This is a genomic window from Corynebacterium sp. ACRPQ, assembly GCF_022347225.1.
Classification (GTDB): Bacteria; Actinomycetota; Actinomycetes; order Mycobacteriales; family Mycobacteriaceae; genus Corynebacterium; species Corynebacterium tuberculostearicum_D.
This window is the reverse complement of record NZ_JAKRNF010000019.1, coordinates 1-16,781: the sequence shown is the minus strand read 5'-3', so window position 1 is coordinate 16,781 and position 16,781 is coordinate 1. Positions and strand designations below refer to the sequence as shown.

The 16,781-nt window shown below is 66.5% G+C and carries 18 protein-coding genes and 1 riboswitch; of the genes, 15 read left to right on the top strand and 3 right to left on the bottom strand.

Going from position 1 to position 16,781, the window contains the following annotated elements; translation table 11 throughout:
• Window positions 1–12: 12 nt before the first annotated feature.
• The 5 genes from MHY24_RS10340 (at window position 13) to MHY24_RS10320 (ending at window position 3,584) form a co-directional block, all read left to right on the top strand.
• Window positions 13–942: a Ppx/GppA phosphatase family protein gene (locus MHY24_RS10340; protein ID WP_239230462.1), complete on the top strand. Its 930-nt coding sequence runs from the start codon at window positions 13–15 to the stop codon at window positions 940–942.
• A 9-nt stretch (window positions 943–951) separates the two neighbouring features.
• Window positions 952–1,953, top strand: coding sequence for a tripartite tricarboxylate transporter TctB family protein (locus MHY24_RS10335; protein ID WP_239230460.1), 1,002 nt, complete (start codon window positions 952–954; stop codon window positions 1,951–1,953).
• 73 nt (window positions 1,954–2,026) lie between these two features.
• On the top strand, window positions 2,027–2,818 hold the full coding sequence (gene proC / locus MHY24_RS10330; protein WP_239230458.1) for a pyrroline-5-carboxylate reductase: 792 nt from the start codon (window positions 2,027–2,029) through the stop codon (window positions 2,816–2,818).
• A gap of 225 nt (window positions 2,819–3,043) precedes the next feature.
• The gene (locus tag MHY24_RS10325; RefSeq protein WP_005276651.1) at window positions 3,044–3,232 is read left to right on the top strand and encodes a helix-turn-helix domain-containing protein; all 189 of its coding nucleotides are present in this window, start codon (window positions 3,044–3,046) and stop codon (window positions 3,230–3,232) included.
• Between the two features lie 250 nt (window positions 3,233–3,482).
• Complete coding sequence (locus MHY24_RS10320) at window positions 3,483–3,584, top strand: AURKAIP1/COX24 domain-containing protein (protein WP_003855542.1); 102 nt, start codon at window positions 3,483–3,485, stop codon at window positions 3,582–3,584.
• A gap of 86 nt (window positions 3,585–3,670) precedes the next feature.
• Here the strand turns inward: MHY24_RS10320 and MHY24_RS10315 are convergent, their stop codons facing one another.
• Complete coding sequence (locus tag MHY24_RS10315) at window positions 3,671–4,708, bottom strand: HAD-IB family hydrolase (RefSeq protein WP_239230456.1); 1,038 nt, start codon at window positions 4,706–4,708, stop codon at window positions 3,671–3,673.
• Between the two features lie 88 nt (window positions 4,709–4,796).
• On the opposite strand from MHY24_RS10315, the gene MHY24_RS10310 reads away from it, so the two are divergent.
• The 9 genes from MHY24_RS10310 to MHY24_RS10270 all read left to right on the top strand — a co-directional run bounded on the left by MHY24_RS10310 (window position 4,797) and on the right by MHY24_RS10270 (window position 13,934).
• Complete coding sequence (locus MHY24_RS10310; RefSeq protein WP_150851354.1) at window positions 4,797–5,039, top strand: glutaredoxin family protein; 243 nt, start codon at window positions 4,797–4,799, stop codon at window positions 5,037–5,039.
• Window positions 5,040–5,112: 73 nt separating this feature from the next.
• Window positions 5,113–6,447 (top strand): glutamyl-tRNA reductase, encoded by a 1,335-nt coding sequence (locus MHY24_RS10305; RefSeq protein ID WP_239230453.1) that lies wholly within the window; start codon window positions 5,113–5,115, stop codon window positions 6,445–6,447.
• A complete protein-coding gene (gene hemC / locus MHY24_RS10300; protein ID WP_239230451.1) occupies window positions 6,448–7,335 on the top strand; it encodes a hydroxymethylbilane synthase in 888 nt (295 codons plus the stop codon). It abuts the gene before it with no gap.
• Window positions 7,336–7,543: 208 nt separating this feature from the next.
• A complete protein-coding gene (locus tag MHY24_RS10295) occupies window positions 7,544–9,220 on the top strand; it encodes a bifunctional uroporphyrinogen-III C-methyltransferase/uroporphyrinogen-III synthase (protein ID WP_239230449.1) in 1,677 nt (558 codons plus the stop codon).
• Window positions 9,221–9,248: 28 nt separating this feature from the next.
• On the top strand, window positions 9,249–10,232 hold the full coding sequence (hemB, locus tag MHY24_RS10290; RefSeq protein WP_005322998.1) for a porphobilinogen synthase: 984 nt from the start codon (window positions 9,249–9,251) through the stop codon (window positions 10,230–10,232).
• 9 nt (window positions 10,233–10,241) lie between these two features.
• Window positions 10,242–10,994 (top strand): hypothetical protein, encoded by a 753-nt coding sequence (locus tag MHY24_RS10285; protein WP_239230447.1) that lies wholly within the window; start codon window positions 10,242–10,244, stop codon window positions 10,992–10,994.
• Window positions 10,991–11,482, top strand: coding sequence for a tellurium resistance protein TerC (locus MHY24_RS10280; RefSeq protein WP_239193833.1), 492 nt, complete (start codon window positions 10,991–10,993; stop codon window positions 11,480–11,482). The genes MHY24_RS10285 and MHY24_RS10280 overlap by 4 nt, the downstream gene beginning before the upstream one ends.
• Before the next feature lie 37 nt (window positions 11,483–11,519).
• Window positions 11,520–12,554, top strand: a complete 1,035-nt coding sequence (hemE, locus tag MHY24_RS10275; RefSeq protein ID WP_239230445.1) for a uroporphyrinogen decarboxylase — start codon at window positions 11,520–11,522, stop codon at window positions 12,552–12,554.
• Entirely contained in the window at window positions 12,555–13,934 is a 1,380-nt protein-coding gene (locus tag MHY24_RS10270) for a protoporphyrinogen oxidase (protein ID WP_239230443.1), read from the top strand. It begins immediately after the preceding gene.
• Window positions 13,935–13,988: 54 nt separating this feature from the next.
• Here the strand turns inward: MHY24_RS10270 and MHY24_RS10265 are convergent, their stop codons facing one another.
• Both MHY24_RS10265 and MHY24_RS10260 read right to left on the bottom strand, forming a co-directional pair.
• Window positions 13,989–15,026, bottom strand: a complete 1,038-nt coding sequence (locus tag MHY24_RS10265) for an HNH endonuclease signature motif containing protein (protein WP_239230441.1) — start codon at window positions 15,024–15,026, stop codon at window positions 13,989–13,991.
• Between the two features lie 116 nt (window positions 15,027–15,142).
• The gene (locus MHY24_RS10260; RefSeq protein ID WP_239230439.1) at window positions 15,143–15,991 is read right to left on the bottom strand and encodes an NAD(P)-dependent oxidoreductase; all 849 of its coding nucleotides are present in this window, start codon (window positions 15,989–15,991) and stop codon (window positions 15,143–15,145) included.
• 26 nt (window positions 15,992–16,017) lie between these two features.
• Window positions 16,018–16,088, top strand: a riboswitch (guanidine-III (ykkC-III) riboswitch).
• A gap of 8 nt (window positions 16,089–16,096) precedes the next feature.
• Here MHY24_RS10260 and MHY24_RS10255 point away from each other — a divergent pair.
• Window positions 16,097–16,411, top strand: coding sequence for a multidrug efflux SMR transporter (locus tag MHY24_RS10255; protein ID WP_005327239.1), 315 nt, complete (start codon window positions 16,097–16,099; stop codon window positions 16,409–16,411).
• The last annotated feature ends 370 nt before the right edge of the window (window positions 16,412–16,781 follow it).

Here is a 16,781-nt window from a genome sequence, read left to right as displayed (position 1 = left end):
TACGCTATTAGTGTGCGATTAGGTGTATTAGACGTCGGAAGCAATACCGTCCACCTCGTTGCGGTCGATGCCGCGACGGGCGGACGGCCCACTCCGATGAGCGATTGGAAGACCCCGCTCCGGCTGGTAGAACAGCTGGACAAGAAGGGCAACATCCATGAAAAGGGTGTAAAGAAGCTGGTCAGCGCCGTGGCGGAGGCGAGCGAGCTGGGCGATAAGCTGGGCTGCGCGGAATTTATCGCCTTTGCTACCTCGGCGGTGCGCTCTGCACTCAATTCCGAGGCCGTGCTCGATGAGGTGGAAAAGCAGACCGGCGTACGCCTGCAGATCCTCTCCGGCGTGGAAGAAGCCCAACTGACCTTCCTCTCCGCGCGCCGCTGGTACGGCTGGTCCGCCGGCCGCATTACCAACCTGGACATCGGCGGCGGCTCGCTAGAGCTGTCCACCGGTACCGACGAGCACCCCGACCTTGCCTTCTCCCTCGACCTGGGCGCTGGCCGGTTGACCCATAATTGGTTCGACACCGACCCGCCGGAGAAGAAAAAGGTAAGCGCGCTGCGCGATTTTATTGATGCGGAGCTTGAGGACGCCGCCCAGCAGATGAAGGCTATGGGCCCCGCTGGCCTTGCCGTGGGTACCTCCAAAACCTTCCGTACGCTGGCCCGCCTGACCGGCGCCGCACCTTCGTCTGCCGGCCCATACGTCAAGCGCACGTTGACTGCACCGGGTCTGCGCCAGTTAATTTCCTTCATCTCTCGCATGACTGCGGCAGACAGAGCGGACCTAGAAGGTGTAAGTTCTAACCGATCGCACCAAATCGTTGCCGGCGCTCTGGTAGCCGAGGCATCCATGCGAGCCTTGGACATCGAGAAGCTGGAAATCTGCCCGTGGGCGCTGCGTGAGGGCGTCATTTTGCGCCGGACCGACAAGGGATTGGAATAGGAAGAGATCATGGCTGACAAAAACCAGTTGACCGTGGCGGAGCTGCTGGCTCGCAATAAGAAGGCCCGCGGCGAAAAGGACGGCAAGGACGAGAAGCGTTCGCGCCGCCATCGCCGCAGTCTGGAAGAGGGCGGCATCTCCGTTGCGGAGCTGACCGGCAACCTCAAGAAGGTCAAGGCGGCTCCTGTCGAGGCCAAGCACACCTCCGTCTCCATCGACGAGGATGCCCCCGTCATCCGCGCTCCCAAGCCCGAGGAGAAGGCCGACTCAGCCTCGGCGAAGAAACCCGCCGCCAAGCCAGCCGAGAAGGCCGCAGAAAAGGCGGCAGAAAAGCCCGTGGCAAAACCTGCCGACAAGCCAGCGCAACCGGCTGCGGCCAAGGCTGCAGAAAAGCCCGCCGCTAAGGCGGCGCAGCCAGCTGCGAAGGATGCTGCGAAGAAGAACCAGCCTTCCGCCGATGACACCGCGGTAATCCAGCGCGTGGATAAGAAAAAGGCGGACGAGGCCAAGGCCGCCGCCGCGCGACCGGCCGCTGGCAAGGCTGCGGCTGAGAAGCCCGCTGCGGAGAAGGAGCGCGCCGAGAAGGGCACCAAGGCCAAGGGTGCGGCGGCAGGCGCTGGAGCCGCCGCAGCTGGCGGAGCCACGGCTGCGGCGGTGCCGGCGTCGAAGAAGGCGGGCGTCGCTAAGGATGCCGAGGAAACCGGCAACCTGCCCAAGGTCGAGGACGACAAAGAGTGGATCGAGGAAGAGCACGAGAAGCTCAACCCAGTGTCCATCCTGCTGATGATTGTCGCGGGCATCCTGCTGGCGATTGTCATCTTCAAGGGCTTTGAGATTCTGTGGGATAGCTTCCCGCGCCTAGTCGTCGCCATCCTGGCGCTGTGCGTCACCGCAATTATGGTGGGCGTGACGCACGCCCTGCGCACCGCGCGCGATGGGTTCTCCATGTTCCTGGCCGGCTTTACCGGCCTAATCCTGACCTTCGGCCCGCTGCTGTTGGTTATGCTCTAAGCCCCTCGCTTGTCGACGCCCCGGTTACCCCACGTGGTAGCCGGGGTTCCGCATTTTTGGCATGGTGGAGACTATGACAAAGATTGCAATTTTAGGCGGCGGACAAATCGGTGAGGCTTTGACCTCGGGACTCGTAGCTTCCGGCTTTGCGGGCTCGGATATCACGGTCACCAACCGCACCGAATCCCGCAGCAAGGAACTTCAAGACGCCTATGGCGTCACCACCACTAGCGATAATGCAGCGGCGGTAGACGGCGCGGACTATATCTTCGCGTGCGTAAAGCCCTACGCCATCCTGGACCTGCTCGAAGGCCTTGAGCCGGCCAAGGATGCCGTGGTCGTGTCCATGGCCGCGGGCCTGACGCTAGAGCAGCTGCAGGGTGCGGCGGGCGAAGGCGTGCCGGTGGTGCGCGTTATGCCCAATACCCCCATGTTGGTGCGCCGCGGCATGTGCACCTGCGCGGCCGGTGAGCACGTGAGCGACGCCCAGATGGACGGCGTGCGCGAGCTGCTGGAGGCCGTCGGCGAGGTTGCGGTCATCCCGGAGAAGAATATCGACGCCGCCACCGCACTGGCGGGATCCTCCCCGGCCTATTTCTTCCTCGTGGCAGAAGCGCTTGTCGATGCCGGCGTGCAGCTCGGCCTTCCCCGCGACGTCGCCGAGAAGCTTGCCGCCCAGGCCGCAGCCGGCTCTGGTGAGATGCTGGCTAGCTCCGGCCGCTCGGCCACCCAGCTGCGCGCTGGCGTAACCTCGCCGGGCGGCACCACCGCCGCCGCCGTCCGTGAGCTGGAGGAGTCCGGCCTGCGCGGCGCGTTCTACCGCGCGGCAGAGGCCTGCTCCGATAAGGCCAAGGAGCTCGGCTAGCGCCGCCGTGTGCGACCTCCCCGTGGTGGGGGTGTACCCACCCGGGAGTGTTGGGGCGGGTGTTAAGCAGCGCTTTTAGGGGAAACCCTAATGAATGCTGTGAAAAAATTTGGCACTTGGGTCGCATTAGTCACATGTTTCACGATAGGCTAGGGCAAGCACGTGCGTGAAGTCCTGTGGGAGGGGAAGCCTACAGCGCGTAACGAGCTGAAGGGTTAGATAAATATGGCAAATGAAGAAAAGGGAACCTTTCTGACGATCGCGGAGGTCGCCGAGATTATGCGCGTCTCCAAGATGACCGTCTACCGTTTGGTTCACGCAGGCGAAATGCCGGCTGTTCGCGTCGGACGCTCCTTCCGCGTCCACGAGTCTGCCGTCAACGAGTACCTGGAGGCTTCCGTCTACGGAGCCTAGGCTCGCGCCGCACAGACAGCGCCCACCTCTGTTGGCCCTCGTGGTCAGCGGTGGTGGGCGCTGTTGTTTCTCACTGTTGTTGTCGCGGGCCCTTTTTGGTCACGGGCTGGGTGCTGGGTAAGATGGTGTGCATTCGTGTCGGCTCGCTGATGTGGCCCGCGGTCCGTGCGGCCACGGCGGCAAGAGTGCACCTTCGCCGTTTTAGCGCTGACAAGTTTGACAGTACGTACTACACGAAAGTGAGGACTCCATGGGTTCCGTCATTAAGAAACGCCGCAAGCGCATGTCCAAGAAGAAGCACCGCAAGATGCTGCGCCGCACCCGCGTGCAGCGTCGTAAGCTGGGCAAGTAAACCCCAGCCCGCTTCTTGCCCTCCGCCATTGTGCGGAGGGTTTTTGCATGCTTGCCGACGTCCCCCAGCGCCCCCTACCGCCCTCGCTACCGCCGGTAGTAGCGCCAGCCGCCATAGGAGAAGACGGCGGTGGCCAGCGCCGGGAGGCCAAAGGTGCGGATGGCGCGGCGCACGGAGCGGTAGTCGCGCACCAGCCAGCCGCGGTCGCCGGCAATATCGCGCAGCTTGCGGTCTGGGTTAATGGCCACGGCGGTGCCGACCATGGACAGCATGGGCACATCGTTGGCCGAATCCGAATACGCGGTGCAGCGCGAGAGGTCTAGACCTTCGATGGTCGCGAGCGCGGCCACGGCGTGCTTTTTGCCGGGCCCGTGGAGGATATCGCCGACCAGCCGTCCGGTGAATTTGCCGTCCTTGACCTCCGCGACGGTGCCGAGCGCGCCCGTAAACCCGAAGCGCCGGGCGAGCACCTGCGCCAGCTGGACCGGCGTGGCCGTCACCAGCCATACCTGCTGGCCGGCGGCTAGGTGCATCTCCGCCAGTTGCGTGGTGCCGGGGTAGGCGCGGCGGGCCAGCGAGGCGTCCACGATCTCCTCGCACAAATCCACCAGCTCGTCGACGCTGCGGCCTTTGACAAACTCCAGTGCCTGCGCGCGGCCCACAGCCACGTCCTTGGCATTTTCGCTGCCGGAGACGCGGAACTTGAGCTGCTTCCACGCTATCGGCAGGATTTCAGAAAGCCGGAAGTAGCGCTTGCGCGCCAAGCCAAAGGCGAATTCCACGAGGGAAGAGCCTTGGATGAGGGTGTTATCGACGTCGAAAAACGCTGCCGCGCCCACATCCACCGGCACGTCCGGGTCCTGGGCGGTGATGCGCTGCGCGCCGGCCGCGTCATAGGAACCGGTGACCGAGTCCACGCCGGAGGCGAAATCCTCCAGCTCCAGCCCAAATTCCTCCAGCGCCGCGGCGGCCGCGGCTTCACCGGCGGTGCGCTGCGATTCCTCGTCCAGCGGGGCGAGCGCTTGGGTCTCCAAGAAATTGCGCAGGTTACCGCGCGAGGCGGTCCAATTGGCCAAGAAGTCGCGAGGGGATTCGGGGAACCCTGGGGGAGTGGTAGCGGACACGAGTGAGACAAACAGCTTTCGCAAACGCGGGGTGGACTAACGTGTCCATAGTAATGGTTTCCACCGCCGCCGTCCTTGTGAGGAGAATATGTCTCAGCATCTCGTCGAGCTCATGGTGCGCACCACCTGCGGTTCTTGCGCGCGCGTGAGGGAGCAGATCACCCCCGTCGTCAAGCAGGCAGGCGCGGAGCTTGCCGTGCGTAACGTGGATGAGGACGCGGAGCTGGCCATGGAATTCGGTGACCGCGTGCCCGTCGTGGTCATCGACGGCGAAGAGTTTGCCTGCTGGGAAGTAGACAACGAGGAGTTAGCGGCCGAGCTGGCCGGTTGATTCGGGATCCGCGACACCGACGGGTAGTCTTTTGGAGGATTAAAATCAATCAAAGGGTTGAGGAGTGTTGTGCATGAGCGTGCTCGTCGTGGGCATGTCCCACCAGTCGGCGCCGGTGGCGCTGCTGGAAAAGCTGAGCATGGATAGTGCGGTCCAGGATTCCGCCTGCGGGCAACTCGTGGCGGCCGAGCCGCTGTCAGAGGCGATGATTATCTCCACCTGCAACCGCATGGAGGTCTACACCGTCACCAACTCCTTCCACGCCGGCGTGCAGGAAGTCGTGCGCGTGCTCACCCAGGTGTCGGGCGTGGGCGAGCAGGAGCTGCGCAACTACCTCTACGTGCGCTATGCCGACGCCGCGGCCGAGCACCTGATGTCCGTGACCTCCGGCCTGGATTCCATGGTGGTGGGCGAGCAGCAGATCATCGGCCAGGTGCGCAGCGCCTACCAGTCCGCCTCCGAGCAGGGCACGGTCGGCCCGCGCATTCACGCGCTGGCGCAGGCCGCGCTGCGGGCGGGCAAGCGCGTGCACTCCGAGACCGATATCGACGAGGCCGGCGCCTCCATGGTGTCCTTCGCCTTCGACCAGGCCCTGCAGCGCCTCGACGCCGCGGACCTGACCGGCAAGACCGCGCTGATCCTTGGTGCGGGCGCCATGGCGTCCCTCGCCGCCACCCACGCCGGCCGGCTAGGCATCAAGGAGCTGGTGCTGGCCAACCGCACCCGCGAGCGCGCCGAGCGCCTGGCCAGCCACGCCGAGGAGGCGGGCGTTGCCACCCGCGTCGTGGACTTTTCTGAGCGCGCCGCCGCGCTTTCCGACGTCGACCTTGCCATCTCCGCCACCGGCGCCGATAACTTCACCATCGAGGCCGCCGACCTCCCCGCCGGCCGCGCTCTCATGCTCATCGATCTCTCCCTGCCGCGCGATATCGACGATGCCGCCGCCGCGGCCGAGGGCGTGGACCTGGTCAATATCGAGCGCCTGAGCAAGTCGCTTTCGGCCGCCGATACCGATGTCGCGGCCGGGAGCAGCCCGCACGCGCAGGCCCGCCACATCGTCGACGAGGAGCTGGCGGCCTATACCTCGGCCCAGCGCGTGCGCGACGTCGCTCCGGCCGTAAGCGCCCTGCACCGCCGCGCGGCCGATCTCGTCGAGTGCGAGGCCGCGCGCCTGCAGCACAAACACCCCGAGCTCGCGGGCAAGCAGCTCGAGGACGTACAGCGCGCCCTTAAGCGCGTGGTCGATAAACTGCTGCATGAACCGACGGTTCGGGCGAAGAAGCTGGCGGCGTCGGAAAGCAGTGTCAGCAGCGAGAACGCCCTGCAGGAACTCTTTGGCCTGCAGCTGGAAGGCTCCGGCGTGTCCGTGGCCGTCAATGAACTGCCCACCATGACTAAGGAGGCCTAAATGTTTCAGATTGGTACCCGCGGCTCCAAGCTCGCCACCACCCAGGCCGGCCATGTGCGCGATTGGCTTATCGACGCCGGCTTTGACTCCCAGCTCCACATCGTCACCACCGCCGGCGACGTCAATATGGCGCCGGTCGAGCGCATCGGCGTCGGCGTATTTACCCAGGCGCTGCGCGAGGCGCTGTATGCCGGCGAGTGCGATATTGCCGTCCACTCCTTTAAGGACCTGCCCACCGCGCCCGATGATCGCTTCCGCCTCGTGGTGCCGCAGCGCCAGGATTCCCGCGAGGCGCTCGTCGCCCGCGATGGCCTGAGCCTGGCACAGCTGCCGCAGGGCGCGCGCGTGGGCACCTCCGCACCGCGCCGCATCTCCCAGCTGGCCGCCCTCCGCCCGGACCTGGAGATTCGCCCGCTGCGCGGCAATATCGATACCCGCATGTCCAAGGTCACCGACGGCGAGCTCGACGCCGTCCTGCTGGCCTACGCCGGCCTGCTGCGCGGCGGCTACGCAGACCGCGCCACCGAAATCTTCGAACCCTCCGTCTTCATGCCGGCGCCGGCCCAGGGCGCACTCGCCATCGAGGCCGTGGCCGGCACCGAGGCCGCCGCGGCCCTAGATGCCATCGTGGACGAGCGCGCCTCGGCCGCCGCTGCTGGTGAGCGCGCCGTGCTGGCCCGCCTCGAGGCCGGCTGTACCGCGCCGGTGGCCGCCACCTCGCGCTGGGACGGCGACCAGCTCACCGTGCGTGGCGGCGTCTTCGCGCTCGACGGATCCCGCCAGCTCACTGCCACCGCCTCCGGCTCCGCGGCCGAAGCCGCCGATCTTGGCGCGCGCGTCTCGGACGAGCTTTTCGCCGGTGGCGCGGCCGAGCTGCTGGGCAAGTAATTTCGCCTTTAGGCGCTAATAATTTAAGGTGTAGATACCACAGATCATTGTCCCGCAATGATCCGGCCCCCTTTAAGGGCATCCCAGGACGCAAGGCCTGGGATTTTGGCCGTTAAGACCGTGTCACCCACCGCCGGCGCGGGGAACCACACCGCATGCGATCATGTCCGTGCGCGGTGCCGCGCGCCCGATTTTAGAAAAGAACTTTATGAGCAATGCCGCGCCAGACACCCAATTGGGCAAGATCGTCTTTGTGGGCGCTGGTCCAGGTAATCCCGACCTGCTGACCGTCCGCGCCCGCGAGGTTCTGGCAAATAGTGCCATCGCCGTGACCGATCCGCAGGTCATGCAGGGCGTGCGCGATGCCGTCGCCGCCGCGCTGCCCGTTCCGCAAGAGCTTCTCGACGCCGCCGAGGCCGAATACGCCCAAATGTGCGCCGATGCCAAAGCCAAGGGCGCGCGCCGCAAACCGCCGCGCCCCGCGCCGCCAACGGCCGCGGTGTTGTACGAGCCGGCCGAAGATATCGTCGGCCAGCTGCGCGAGTGCTTGGTCGAGGCCGATGGTGAGGATGTCATCCGCCTGGTCACCGGCAACCCGCTGCACCGCGAGTCCATCAAGGCCGAGATCAACGCCGTGGCGTCCGCCGGCCTGGAATTCCAGGTAGTGCCGGGCATGTCCCTGCCATCTACCGTGCCGTCCTTTGCGGGCATTGCGCTCGGCTCGACCTATACCGAGGCCGACGTTACCGACGGCGCCGATTGGGACGCGCTGGCCAATGCCACCCAGCCCATCGTCCTGCAGGCCACGAAGGAAGACCTGCCGGTTATCTCTGACGAGTTGCAAAAGCGCGGCATGCCGGCCGAGACCGAGGCATTTGTCACTGTCCACGGCACCACCCGCCTGCAGCGCACCTACGAGACCACGCTGGGCACCATGGGCAAGCTCGACGCGGACCTCACCGGCCCGCTCGTCGTCACCCTCGGCCGCAGCATCGACGACCGCACCAAGTACTCGTGGTGGGAAAACCGCCCGCTCTATGGCTGGCGCGTGCTCGTCCCACGCACCAAGGAGCAGGCCGGCCCGATGTCCGCGCGCCTGGCCGGCTACGGCGCTATCCCGCAAAACGTGCCCACCATCTCCATCGAACCGCCGCGCAACCCGGCGCAGATGGACCGCGCCATCAAGGGTATCGTCGAGGGCCGCTATAAGTGGATCGTCTTCACCTCCGTCAACGCCGTGACCGCGGTATGGGAGAAGATCGCCCAACTCGGCCTCGACGCCCGCGATTTCGCCGGCGTCCACCTCGCGGCCGTGGGCACCAAAACCGCGGCCGCCATCCGCGCCAAAGGCATGGTTCCGGAGCTTCTGCCACACAAGAAGAAGCAGAACGCCGAGGGCCTGCTCGATGTCTTCCCCAACTTCGTAGAAGATATCGACGCCGTCGGCCGCGTCCTGCTCCCGCGCGCCGATATCGCGGCCGACACCCTAGTTGACGGGCTCAAGGCCCTCGAGTGGGAGGTCGACGACGTCGTGGCCTACCGCACCGTCCGCGCCGCCCCGCCTTCGGCCGAAATCCGCGACATGATCAAGACCGGCGGCTTCGACGCCGTCGCCTTTACCTCCGGGTCCACCGTGCGCAATCTGGTGGGCATTGCGGGCAAACCGCACCAGCGGACGATCATTGCGTGTATCGGGCCGTCGGCAAGAGCGGCCGCGGAAGAGATGGGCCTGCGCGTCGATGTCGTGCCCGAAGTCGCGGACGTGCCCGCGCTTGTCGACGCCCTCGCAGACCACGTCGCCGCCCTCCGCGCCGCCGGAAACCTGCCCGCGCCGCGCAAGAAACGCCGCTCGCGCAAGAAGGCTACTAAGGTCGACAAGGCATAAGTTTTAGTCTCGCTCTAAGGAGTACCCAATGAGCACCTTCCCAGCCCGCCGCCCACGCCGCCTGCGCACCACCCCGCAGATGCGCAACCTCGTGGCCGAAACCGAGGTCCGCCCCTCGGACCTGATTTTGCCCATGTTCATCGTGGACGGTCTCGACGCCCCGCGCGAGATTCCCTCCATGCCGGGCGTCTACCAGCACACTTTCGATTCCCTGCGCCGCGCGGCCGAGGAGGCGTTGGAGGCCGGCGTGCCGTGCATCGACCTTTTCGGCGTGCCGCTCGATGAGGACAAGGATGACACCGGCTCCGTCGCCTGGGACCCGCAAGGCATTTTGAACCGCGGCATTTCCTGCCTCCACGAGGAATTCGGCGACGACCTCATCGTCATGGCCGATACCTGCCTGGACGAATTCACCTCCCATGGCCACTGCGGCGTGCTGGATGACAAGGGCCGCGTGCTTAACGACGAATCCGTCAAGCTCTACCAAGACATGGCCCGCTCCCAAGCCCGCGCCGGCGCCCAGATCGTCTCCCCATCCGGCATGATGGACGGCCAGGTTGCCGCCATCCGCGCCGATCTCGACGAGGCCGGCCACGAGGACGTGGCCATCATGGCCTATTCCGCCAAGTACGCCTCCGCCTTCTTCGGCCCGTTCCGCGATGCCGTCGGTTCCTCCCTGGAAGGCGACCGCCGCACCTACCAGCAGGATCCGCGCAACTTCCGCGAGTCCCTGCTCGAGGCCGAGCTCGACATCGAAGAGGGCGCGGACTTCGTTATGGTCAAGCCCGGCCTGCCCTACCTGGACGTGCTTTCGGCCGTGGCGGAGACTTCTCCCGTGCCGGTTGCGGTCTACCAGGTCTCCGGCGAGTACGCGATGGTCAAGGCCGCGGCCGCCAACGGGTGGATCGACGGCGAAGCCATCATGCTCGAGTCGCTGACCGCATTCAAGCGCGCCGGCGCCGGCCAGATTCTGACCTACTTCGCTACCGAAGCCGCCCGCCTGCTCAAGTAAAGGACCCCTGTGACTGCTACGCCCCCGTCGCCCGCCCCTGCCCCTCGCACGCAACGCCCGCGGCGGCAGCAGCAGCGGCCGGAGTCCGTGACGTACATGCTGTGGCTGTGGCTGGGCGCGCTATGCGGCGAGGCCGTGCACCAGGTGCTCAACGTGGTGCTCACGCTGCTCAACCACGACGTGCTCATGTCGCAGGCCAAGGACATGGCCAAATCCGCACCGGCCGGCGTGGATGAAGCCCAGCTTTCCGACGCCTTCCTCCGCACCGCCGCCTACGCCTCCGTCGCCCTTTCGGCAGCCATTTCCTTGGCGATTATCGTGCTGCTGGCCTTCCTGCTGCGGTCCCTTGCGAAGCGCAGCAAGCGGGCCGGTACCTCGCGCCGCGTGTGGTTCGCCTTCTCGCTGTACTTCGGCTTCCGCATCCTGCTGACCTTCATGGTCACCCCGGCCGGCGCGGACGTGCCCGATTGGCTCTTTGCCGCCGATGGCATGGTGCAGATCCTCGTCGGCGTCGCGGCGGTCCTCGGCCTGATTTTCTCCGTGCGGGCCGAAACCTTGGACTACACCGGCGAACTCGAGCAGATGCGCGAGCTGGAAAAGGAACTCGAGCAAGCGCAGCGCGAGAAGAAGCGCGCCGAAGAAGAGCGCACGCGCTCCAAGGACGACCAGCGCGGCAAGCGTGACGACAGCAAGCGCGAACACCCCGACCGCACCAACCGTGCCGACCGCGCCGACCGTGCCGACAGGGAGGACAAGCGATGAATAACACCGAGCGGCCCGGACCCCGCGACTATAACCGCGCGGCCCGAAACACCTCCGCCAAGGAGAACCTCGACGCGTGGCCGCGGCCGCTGCGCTGGGCATATTGGGTGCTCGTCGTCAGCGCCGTGATCATGCTGGTGAGCGGCATGGTGGGCATCTTCGGTTCGGGTGGGCCACAGGTAGAGCCGCAGAATGCGCAAGTAGCGGAGTATCTCCACTCCAATCGCCTGTTCGTCGCGGTGACCAATGCCGTCGGCGCCATTCTACTTGCGCTCTTCGCGGCGCAGCTGGCCGGCGGGTCCAAGTGGGCACGCCGCATCATTACCGTGGTCATCGCGTTCGCGCTGTTTACCAATATCGCCGCCCTCGCGCTCGGCATCGGTGGGCTCGGGTTGCTGATTATCCCCATCACCTTGATCGTCGCCCTCGCGCTGCTTTTCCAGCCGCAGTCTAACCGCTTCATCAAGGACCGCAGCTTGCGTGGCTAATTAGCCCTCACTCCAACTTTTGATTCATAATTGGGGCATGTCTCGACTCAATCGTGCCCCGCTTATCGACGCCGCCCTCGGCCGCACCCCCTCCCGCCCTCCAGTCTGGTTCATGCGCCAGGCCGGCCGCTCACTGCCGGAGTACCGCGCCGCCCGCGAGGGGATTAGCATGCTCGATTCTTGCTTCATGCCGGAACTGCTGGCAGAAATCACCCTGCAGCCGGTGCGCCGCCACGACGTCGATGCCGCCATCTTGTTCTCCGATATCGTCGTCCCGCTCAAGGCCGCGGGCGTCAAGGTCGATATTGTGCCGGGCCGTGGGCCGGTGATGGAGCAGGCGGTGCGGAGTAGGGAGGACGTCGGCAAGCTGCCGCTGCTGGAGACCGACGTCCCCGAGGTCACCGAGGGCATCGCCGGCATCCTGGCCGAGCTCACCGAAACCCAAGCGCTCATCGGCTTCGTTGGCGCGCCGTTCACGCTGGCCAGCTACCTCATTGAGGGCGGGCCATCCAAGAACCACGAGCGCACCAAGGCCCTCATGCACGCCGAGCCGGAGACTTGGCACATGCTCATGCGCCGTCTGGTGCCGACCATCACCCGCTTCCTGCAGGTGCAGGTCGACGCCGGCATTGACGCCATGCAGCTTTTCGATTCCTGGGCCGGCTACCTCAACGAGCGTGACTACCGCGAATTCGTGCTGCCGTACTCCCGGGAGATCCTGGCCGGCGTGACTATCCCGCGCATCCATTTCGGCGTCGGCACCGGCGAGCTCTTGCCGGCTATGTCGGAGGCGGGGTCGGAAGTTATGGGCGTCGATTATCGCGTGCCCATGGACGCCGCGGCCGAGCGCGTAAGCGCCCGCGTGTTGCAGGGCAACCTCGACCCGGCCATGCTTTTTGCCGGCGACGACGCCGTGCGCCAGGCCGTGCGCACCATCCGCGGCGAGGTCGACCGGGCCCGCGAGCGCGGCGATATCGACGGCCATATCTGGAACCTCGGCCACGGGGTCTTGCCAACTACCGACGCGGAGGCCATCACCCGCGCCGTATCCATCATCCACGAGGAGGGCTAAATGCGTATTGCGATTATTGGTGCTGGCCTGGCGGGCTTGACGGCCGCCTACGAGCTGCGCGACCACGACGTTGAGGTTTTCGAGGCCGCCGGCCGCATCGGCGGCAAGCTGTACTCCGTGCCGTTTAATGGCGGACCCACCGACATGGGCGCCGAGGCCTTCCTCGCCCGCCGCCACGACGCCGTGGAATTCATCGAATCCCTCGGCCTGGGCGATAGCCTGGTTGAGCCCTCCGGTCTGCACTCCCTGGTGTACTCCGGCGAGCTTAAGCCGCTGCCGCGCGGCGGGATGATGGGCATTCCTTCGCACTCGGAGCCGGTCGCACACCTGGTTTCGGCCGAGACCGCCCGTCGCATCGACAACGAGGAGCCCTTCGAGTGGACGGCCGGCAGCGACGTCTCCGTCGGCCGCCTAGTGCGCCAGCAGTTTGGCGACGACCTCGTTGACCACGTCATCTCCGCCCTCCTCGGCGGCGTGTACTCCTGCTCGGCCGATGACCTGGGTGTGCGCGCGACCATCCCGGCGCTGGCCGAGACGCTCGACGCGCTCTCCGCGCGCGGCCCGGTCACCCTCTCGGCCGCGGTCCGCTCGTTGGAAGAAGCGCGCGCGGCCAAGCCGAGCAGCGGCGGACCCGTCTTTCAGACCTTCCGCGGCGGCTACGCAGAACTCTACGAGACGCTGGCCGATAAATCCCGCGCCAAGATCTACCTCGATACCTTCATCTCCGGCATCACTCGCGAGGGCGAGAAATTCCGCCTGGCCGGCGCACCCGGCGATACCGTCCCCTTCGACCGCGTGCTGGTGGCCACCCCGGCCCCGACCGCAGCGCGCCTGCTCCCCAAGGTGTCCCCGCGGGCGGCGGAGCGGTTGAAGAGCGTGAAGCTGGCGGCGTCGGCAGTCGTGGGCCTGAAGTTCGAGTCTGACACGGACCCGTCCGGCAACGCGTTGCCACAGAACTCCGGCATCCTCGTTGCCACCGACCAAGACGACGTTCACGCCAAGGCATTCACGCTGTCCTCGCGCAAGTGGCCGCACTTGGCCGAGCGCGGCGGTGCCTTGGTGCGCGCCTCTTTCGGCCGCTTTGGCGACGACGCCATCGTCCGCGCCGAGGAAGATGACCTCGTCGACTATGCCCTCGACGACCTCCAGCGCCTCACCGGCTTCGACGGCCGCGCCGCGGGCGTCGCCGAGATTTTCACCCAGCGCTGGTTCGGCGGCCTGCCACGCTTTGATGTCGGCCACCTGGAAACCGTGGCCGGCGCGCGCGGCGCCCTCGCGGCGACGCCGGGCATCGATGCCACCGGCGCTTGGGCCGGCGGGGTTGGCGTACCCAATGTCATCGCGGACGCCCGCGCCGCTGCGGCTCGTATCGCTCGCTAGCTGCGGGCATGCCAATGCGGCAGCAGGGCATCCTGCTGCCTGGCGGTTTAGAGGCTAGTGGGCCGATGGCGGTGCTGGCGCGGTGTCAGCCCAGGGTGGCTGCCACACCACGCGGCCTCGGCGCCGAACGAGGCGCCCGCGCACCGGTGGGGCATTCGGGTCATCGTCATTGACGCCGTTGTGGTACGGGCAACAGGTGGCGAGGTTTGCCATATTGGTATCGCCGCCGTGCCGCCACGCCTGCAAGTGGTGCACCTGGCATTTATCCGCCGGATAGTTGCATTCGGCCCACGGGCACACCGGATTTTCCGCGGCGGCCATGAGCCGCTGCTTCTCGCTGGCCATGCGTTCCGTGCGGTAGAGGTTGACCGCGCCCTCGAAGGGGTGAACGAGGGTGATAAGGCCGCGCTCTGCCAGCGTGCGCGAGACGAGTTCCGCGCCGGTGAGGCGGGCGCCGTTGGTGAGCTGGATGGTGATTTCCTCGCCGTCGCCATCGATGATGCGGTCGAGCTCGTCGAGCGTGAGGATCGCGTTGGTCGTAATGGTCGGGCGGGCAGCCGGGGAGGCGCCGGAAGGGGAGAAGAGCTCCGCAACGGAATCGAGGGGAGCATCCTCATCCAGGCTGGATTCCAAATCCGCGATGAGCGAAGAGGGCCCGGTAATCGCCAGGGTCCACGGCGCGTCCTTGCGGCGGCGGATGCGCACGCCGGGGCGCGGCGGGGCCGAGGGATTGAGCTCGCGCAGCTTCTTGCGCGCCAGCTTTTCCATCTCATCGGTATCGGCGGCGGTACGGCACAGCTCCACGCGCAGGCGCCAGGCATCGCGCTTGGTCTTGGCGCGGGATGCGTAGCGCTCGATTACCTCCAGAGTGGGCAGCGGGTGAGCGCGGTCGCGGGCGGCGGCAACCGCCTGGCGCTGCAGGCGGGCAAAGGAGGTGGGGGCAAAGAGGGCGTCGGCAAGCGTGAGCAAAGTGCGGGCTGTATTATTGGGCGCACCGGCAGCGCGCAGCTGGTCTTCAGACATGCCGGCGCACCCGGCAACGATGTCGATGCCGGGCGCCAGGGCCGCGAGATAGGTCTGAAGAGCTGTCATGCCCCGCAGCCTAAGCCACGGCGCGCAACCTGTGCGAGGGCGAGCGCGCGAACCTGTGGATAACTAGGGCTCACAGGGCGAATTTTGGCCCGCACGCCCGGCGGACCTGTGGATAACTAGCCCTTATTGCGGAAGACGAAGATGGAGGAGAAGTCCTGATCGCCGTGGCCCATGGCCTGCATCTCTTCGAAGCGGCCGATGGCGGCGGTAAGGGCGGGCAGCGGCTTGGTAGAGGTCATCTCCATGAGCTTGGCGTCCTTGGCCAGGGCGTCGACGGTGAAATCGCCCGGGTCGGTATTGCGCTCGCCGGTGATAAACGGCGCCTTCATATTGGCGATGAAGGACAGGCCGGTGATATCGAGCATCTGCAGCACCACCTCGGAGTCTAGGCCCTCGGACTCGCCGAGCTGTAGGGCTTCGAGCAGGCCCTCGGCGGTGACGGCGAGCGCGAGGTTCGCCAGCAGCTTTCCGATGGCCGCCGTGGCCGCCGCCTCCACTCCGATGAGCTTGTCTTCGCCCGCCCAGGACTCGGCGAGGGACATGGCTTGCTCACGGCGGGCGTCGTCGGGCGTGCCCACATAGACGCCGAGCTTGCCCTCGCGGGCCGGGCCGAGCGTGCCGACGACCGGGGCATGGACGTAGGTCTCCACGGCGGCGGCGAACTCGCGGGCATCGTTGGGCGAGACGGTGGTGGTATCGATCCACGTCACGCCCGCGGGGATGAGTTGCGGCTCGATGACGACCTCGCGGACATCGTCGGGCCCGAAGAGCGAGGTGATAATGACCTCGGCGTTCGCTACGGCGTCGTTGGGCGTGGCGGCGAGCTCGGCGCCTTCTTCCACGAGTGGCTGGGCACGTTCGGCGGTGCGGTTCCAGACGGTCATCTCGATGTCGTCCTGCTCATTGAGCAGGCGGCGGGCTAGTTCGGTTCCCATGCGGCCAGTTCCAAGAAATGCAATCTTCATGGTTTTCTAGTGTGCCATCATTGGGTGCAGGTTCGCCGCGGCTTGCGCGAGCCCCGGACGAGGGAGCCGTACCCGGCAACGCGACAAGACGGCCAGGAAGCAGCTATGGCGTGGTTCATCTTGATTTTCTCCGGCGCATTCGAGGCCGTGTGGGCGGCGGCGCTGGATAAGTCCGCAGGTTTTACGCGCCTGTGGCCCTCGCTCATTTTCCTCGTGGCCTGCGCAATTTCCATGGGCGGGCTGGCGTGGGCGATGCGCAGCATCCCGGTGGGCACGGCCTATGCGGTGTGGGCGGGCGTTGGGGCGTCGGTGGCGGTTATCTATTCCTTCGCGGCTGGACACGAGGCCGCCACGGTGTGGAAGGTGCTATTCCTCGCCATGATCATCGGCGGCATCGTGGGGCTGAAAGCGGTGAGCTAGAGGCCCGGAATCCGCGGCGCAGGCGGCAGCGGCGGCGCAGGTGGCGGGGCGGGCGCAGGCATAGCGGGCACTGCCGGCATATCAGGCACCGCGTCCTCGATGCGCCCGCGGACTTCGTGCGGCGGGATATTCAGGTTCGGCAGGCCGCTTTTGTCCCGCGCAGGTGGGCGTGGGGCCGGCGCCGCAGGTTGCGGGCGGGGTGCCGGTGCGGGCGCTGGCGCGGGCCGCTGCTGGGGTGCGGGCGCTGGGCCAGGACGCGAACCAGACGCAGGAGCGGGCGCCGCGGTCGATGGCGAAGGCGGCTCGGTCGGCGGCGAGGGAACCGGGGCGTCCTCCCGAGGCAGGTCGCGCGGAGCGAGCGGGCGGGGAG

Bases quoted from the DNA above. Each gene is read 5' to 3' on its own strand.
- MHY24_RS10335 (WP_239230460.1), top strand. From the start codon at position 952: ATGGCTGACAAAAACCAGTTGACCGTGGCGGAGCTGCTGGCTCGCAAT.
- proC (WP_239230458.1), top strand. From the start codon at position 2,027: ATGACAAAGATTGCAATTTTAGGCGGCGGACAAATCGGTGAGGCTTTG.
- MHY24_RS10325 (WP_005276651.1), top strand. From the start codon at position 3,044: ATGGCAAATGAAGAAAAGGGAACCTTTCTGACGATCGCGGAGGTCGCC.
- MHY24_RS10320 (WP_003855542.1), top strand. From the start codon at position 3,483: ATGGGTTCCGTCATTAAGAAACGCCGCAAGCGCATGTCCAAGAAGAAG.
- MHY24_RS10310 (WP_150851354.1), top strand. From the start codon at position 4,797: ATGTCTCAGCATCTCGTCGAGCTCATGGTGCGCACCACCTGCGGTTCT.
- MHY24_RS10305 (WP_239230453.1), top strand. From the start codon at position 5,113: ATGAGCGTGCTCGTCGTGGGCATGTCCCACCAGTCGGCGCCGGTGGCG.
- hemC (WP_239230451.1), top strand. From the start codon at position 6,448: ATGTTTCAGATTGGTACCCGCGGCTCCAAGCTCGCCACCACCCAGGCC.
- MHY24_RS10295 (WP_239230449.1), top strand. From the start codon at position 7,544: ATGAGCAATGCCGCGCCAGACACCCAATTGGGCAAGATCGTCTTTGTG.
- hemB (WP_005322998.1), top strand. From the start codon at position 9,249: ATGAGCACCTTCCCAGCCCGCCGCCCACGCCGCCTGCGCACCACCCCG.
- MHY24_RS10280 (WP_239193833.1), top strand. From the start codon at position 10,991: ATGAATAACACCGAGCGGCCCGGACCCCGCGACTATAACCGCGCGGCC.
- hemE (WP_239230445.1), top strand. From the start codon at position 11,520: ATGTCTCGACTCAATCGTGCCCCGCTTATCGACGCCGCCCTCGGCCGC.
- MHY24_RS10270 (WP_239230443.1), top strand. From the start codon at position 12,555: ATGCGTATTGCGATTATTGGTGCTGGCCTGGCGGGCTTGACGGCCGCC.
- MHY24_RS10265 (WP_239230441.1), bottom strand. From the start codon at position 15,026: ATGACAGCTCTTCAGACCTATCTCGCGGCCCTGGCGCCCGGCATCGAC.
- MHY24_RS10260 (WP_239230439.1), bottom strand. From the start codon at position 15,991: ATGAAGATTGCATTTCTTGGAACTGGCCGCATGGGAACCGAACTAGCC.
- MHY24_RS10255 (WP_005327239.1), top strand. From the start codon at position 16,097: ATGGCGTGGTTCATCTTGATTTTCTCCGGCGCATTCGAGGCCGTGTGG.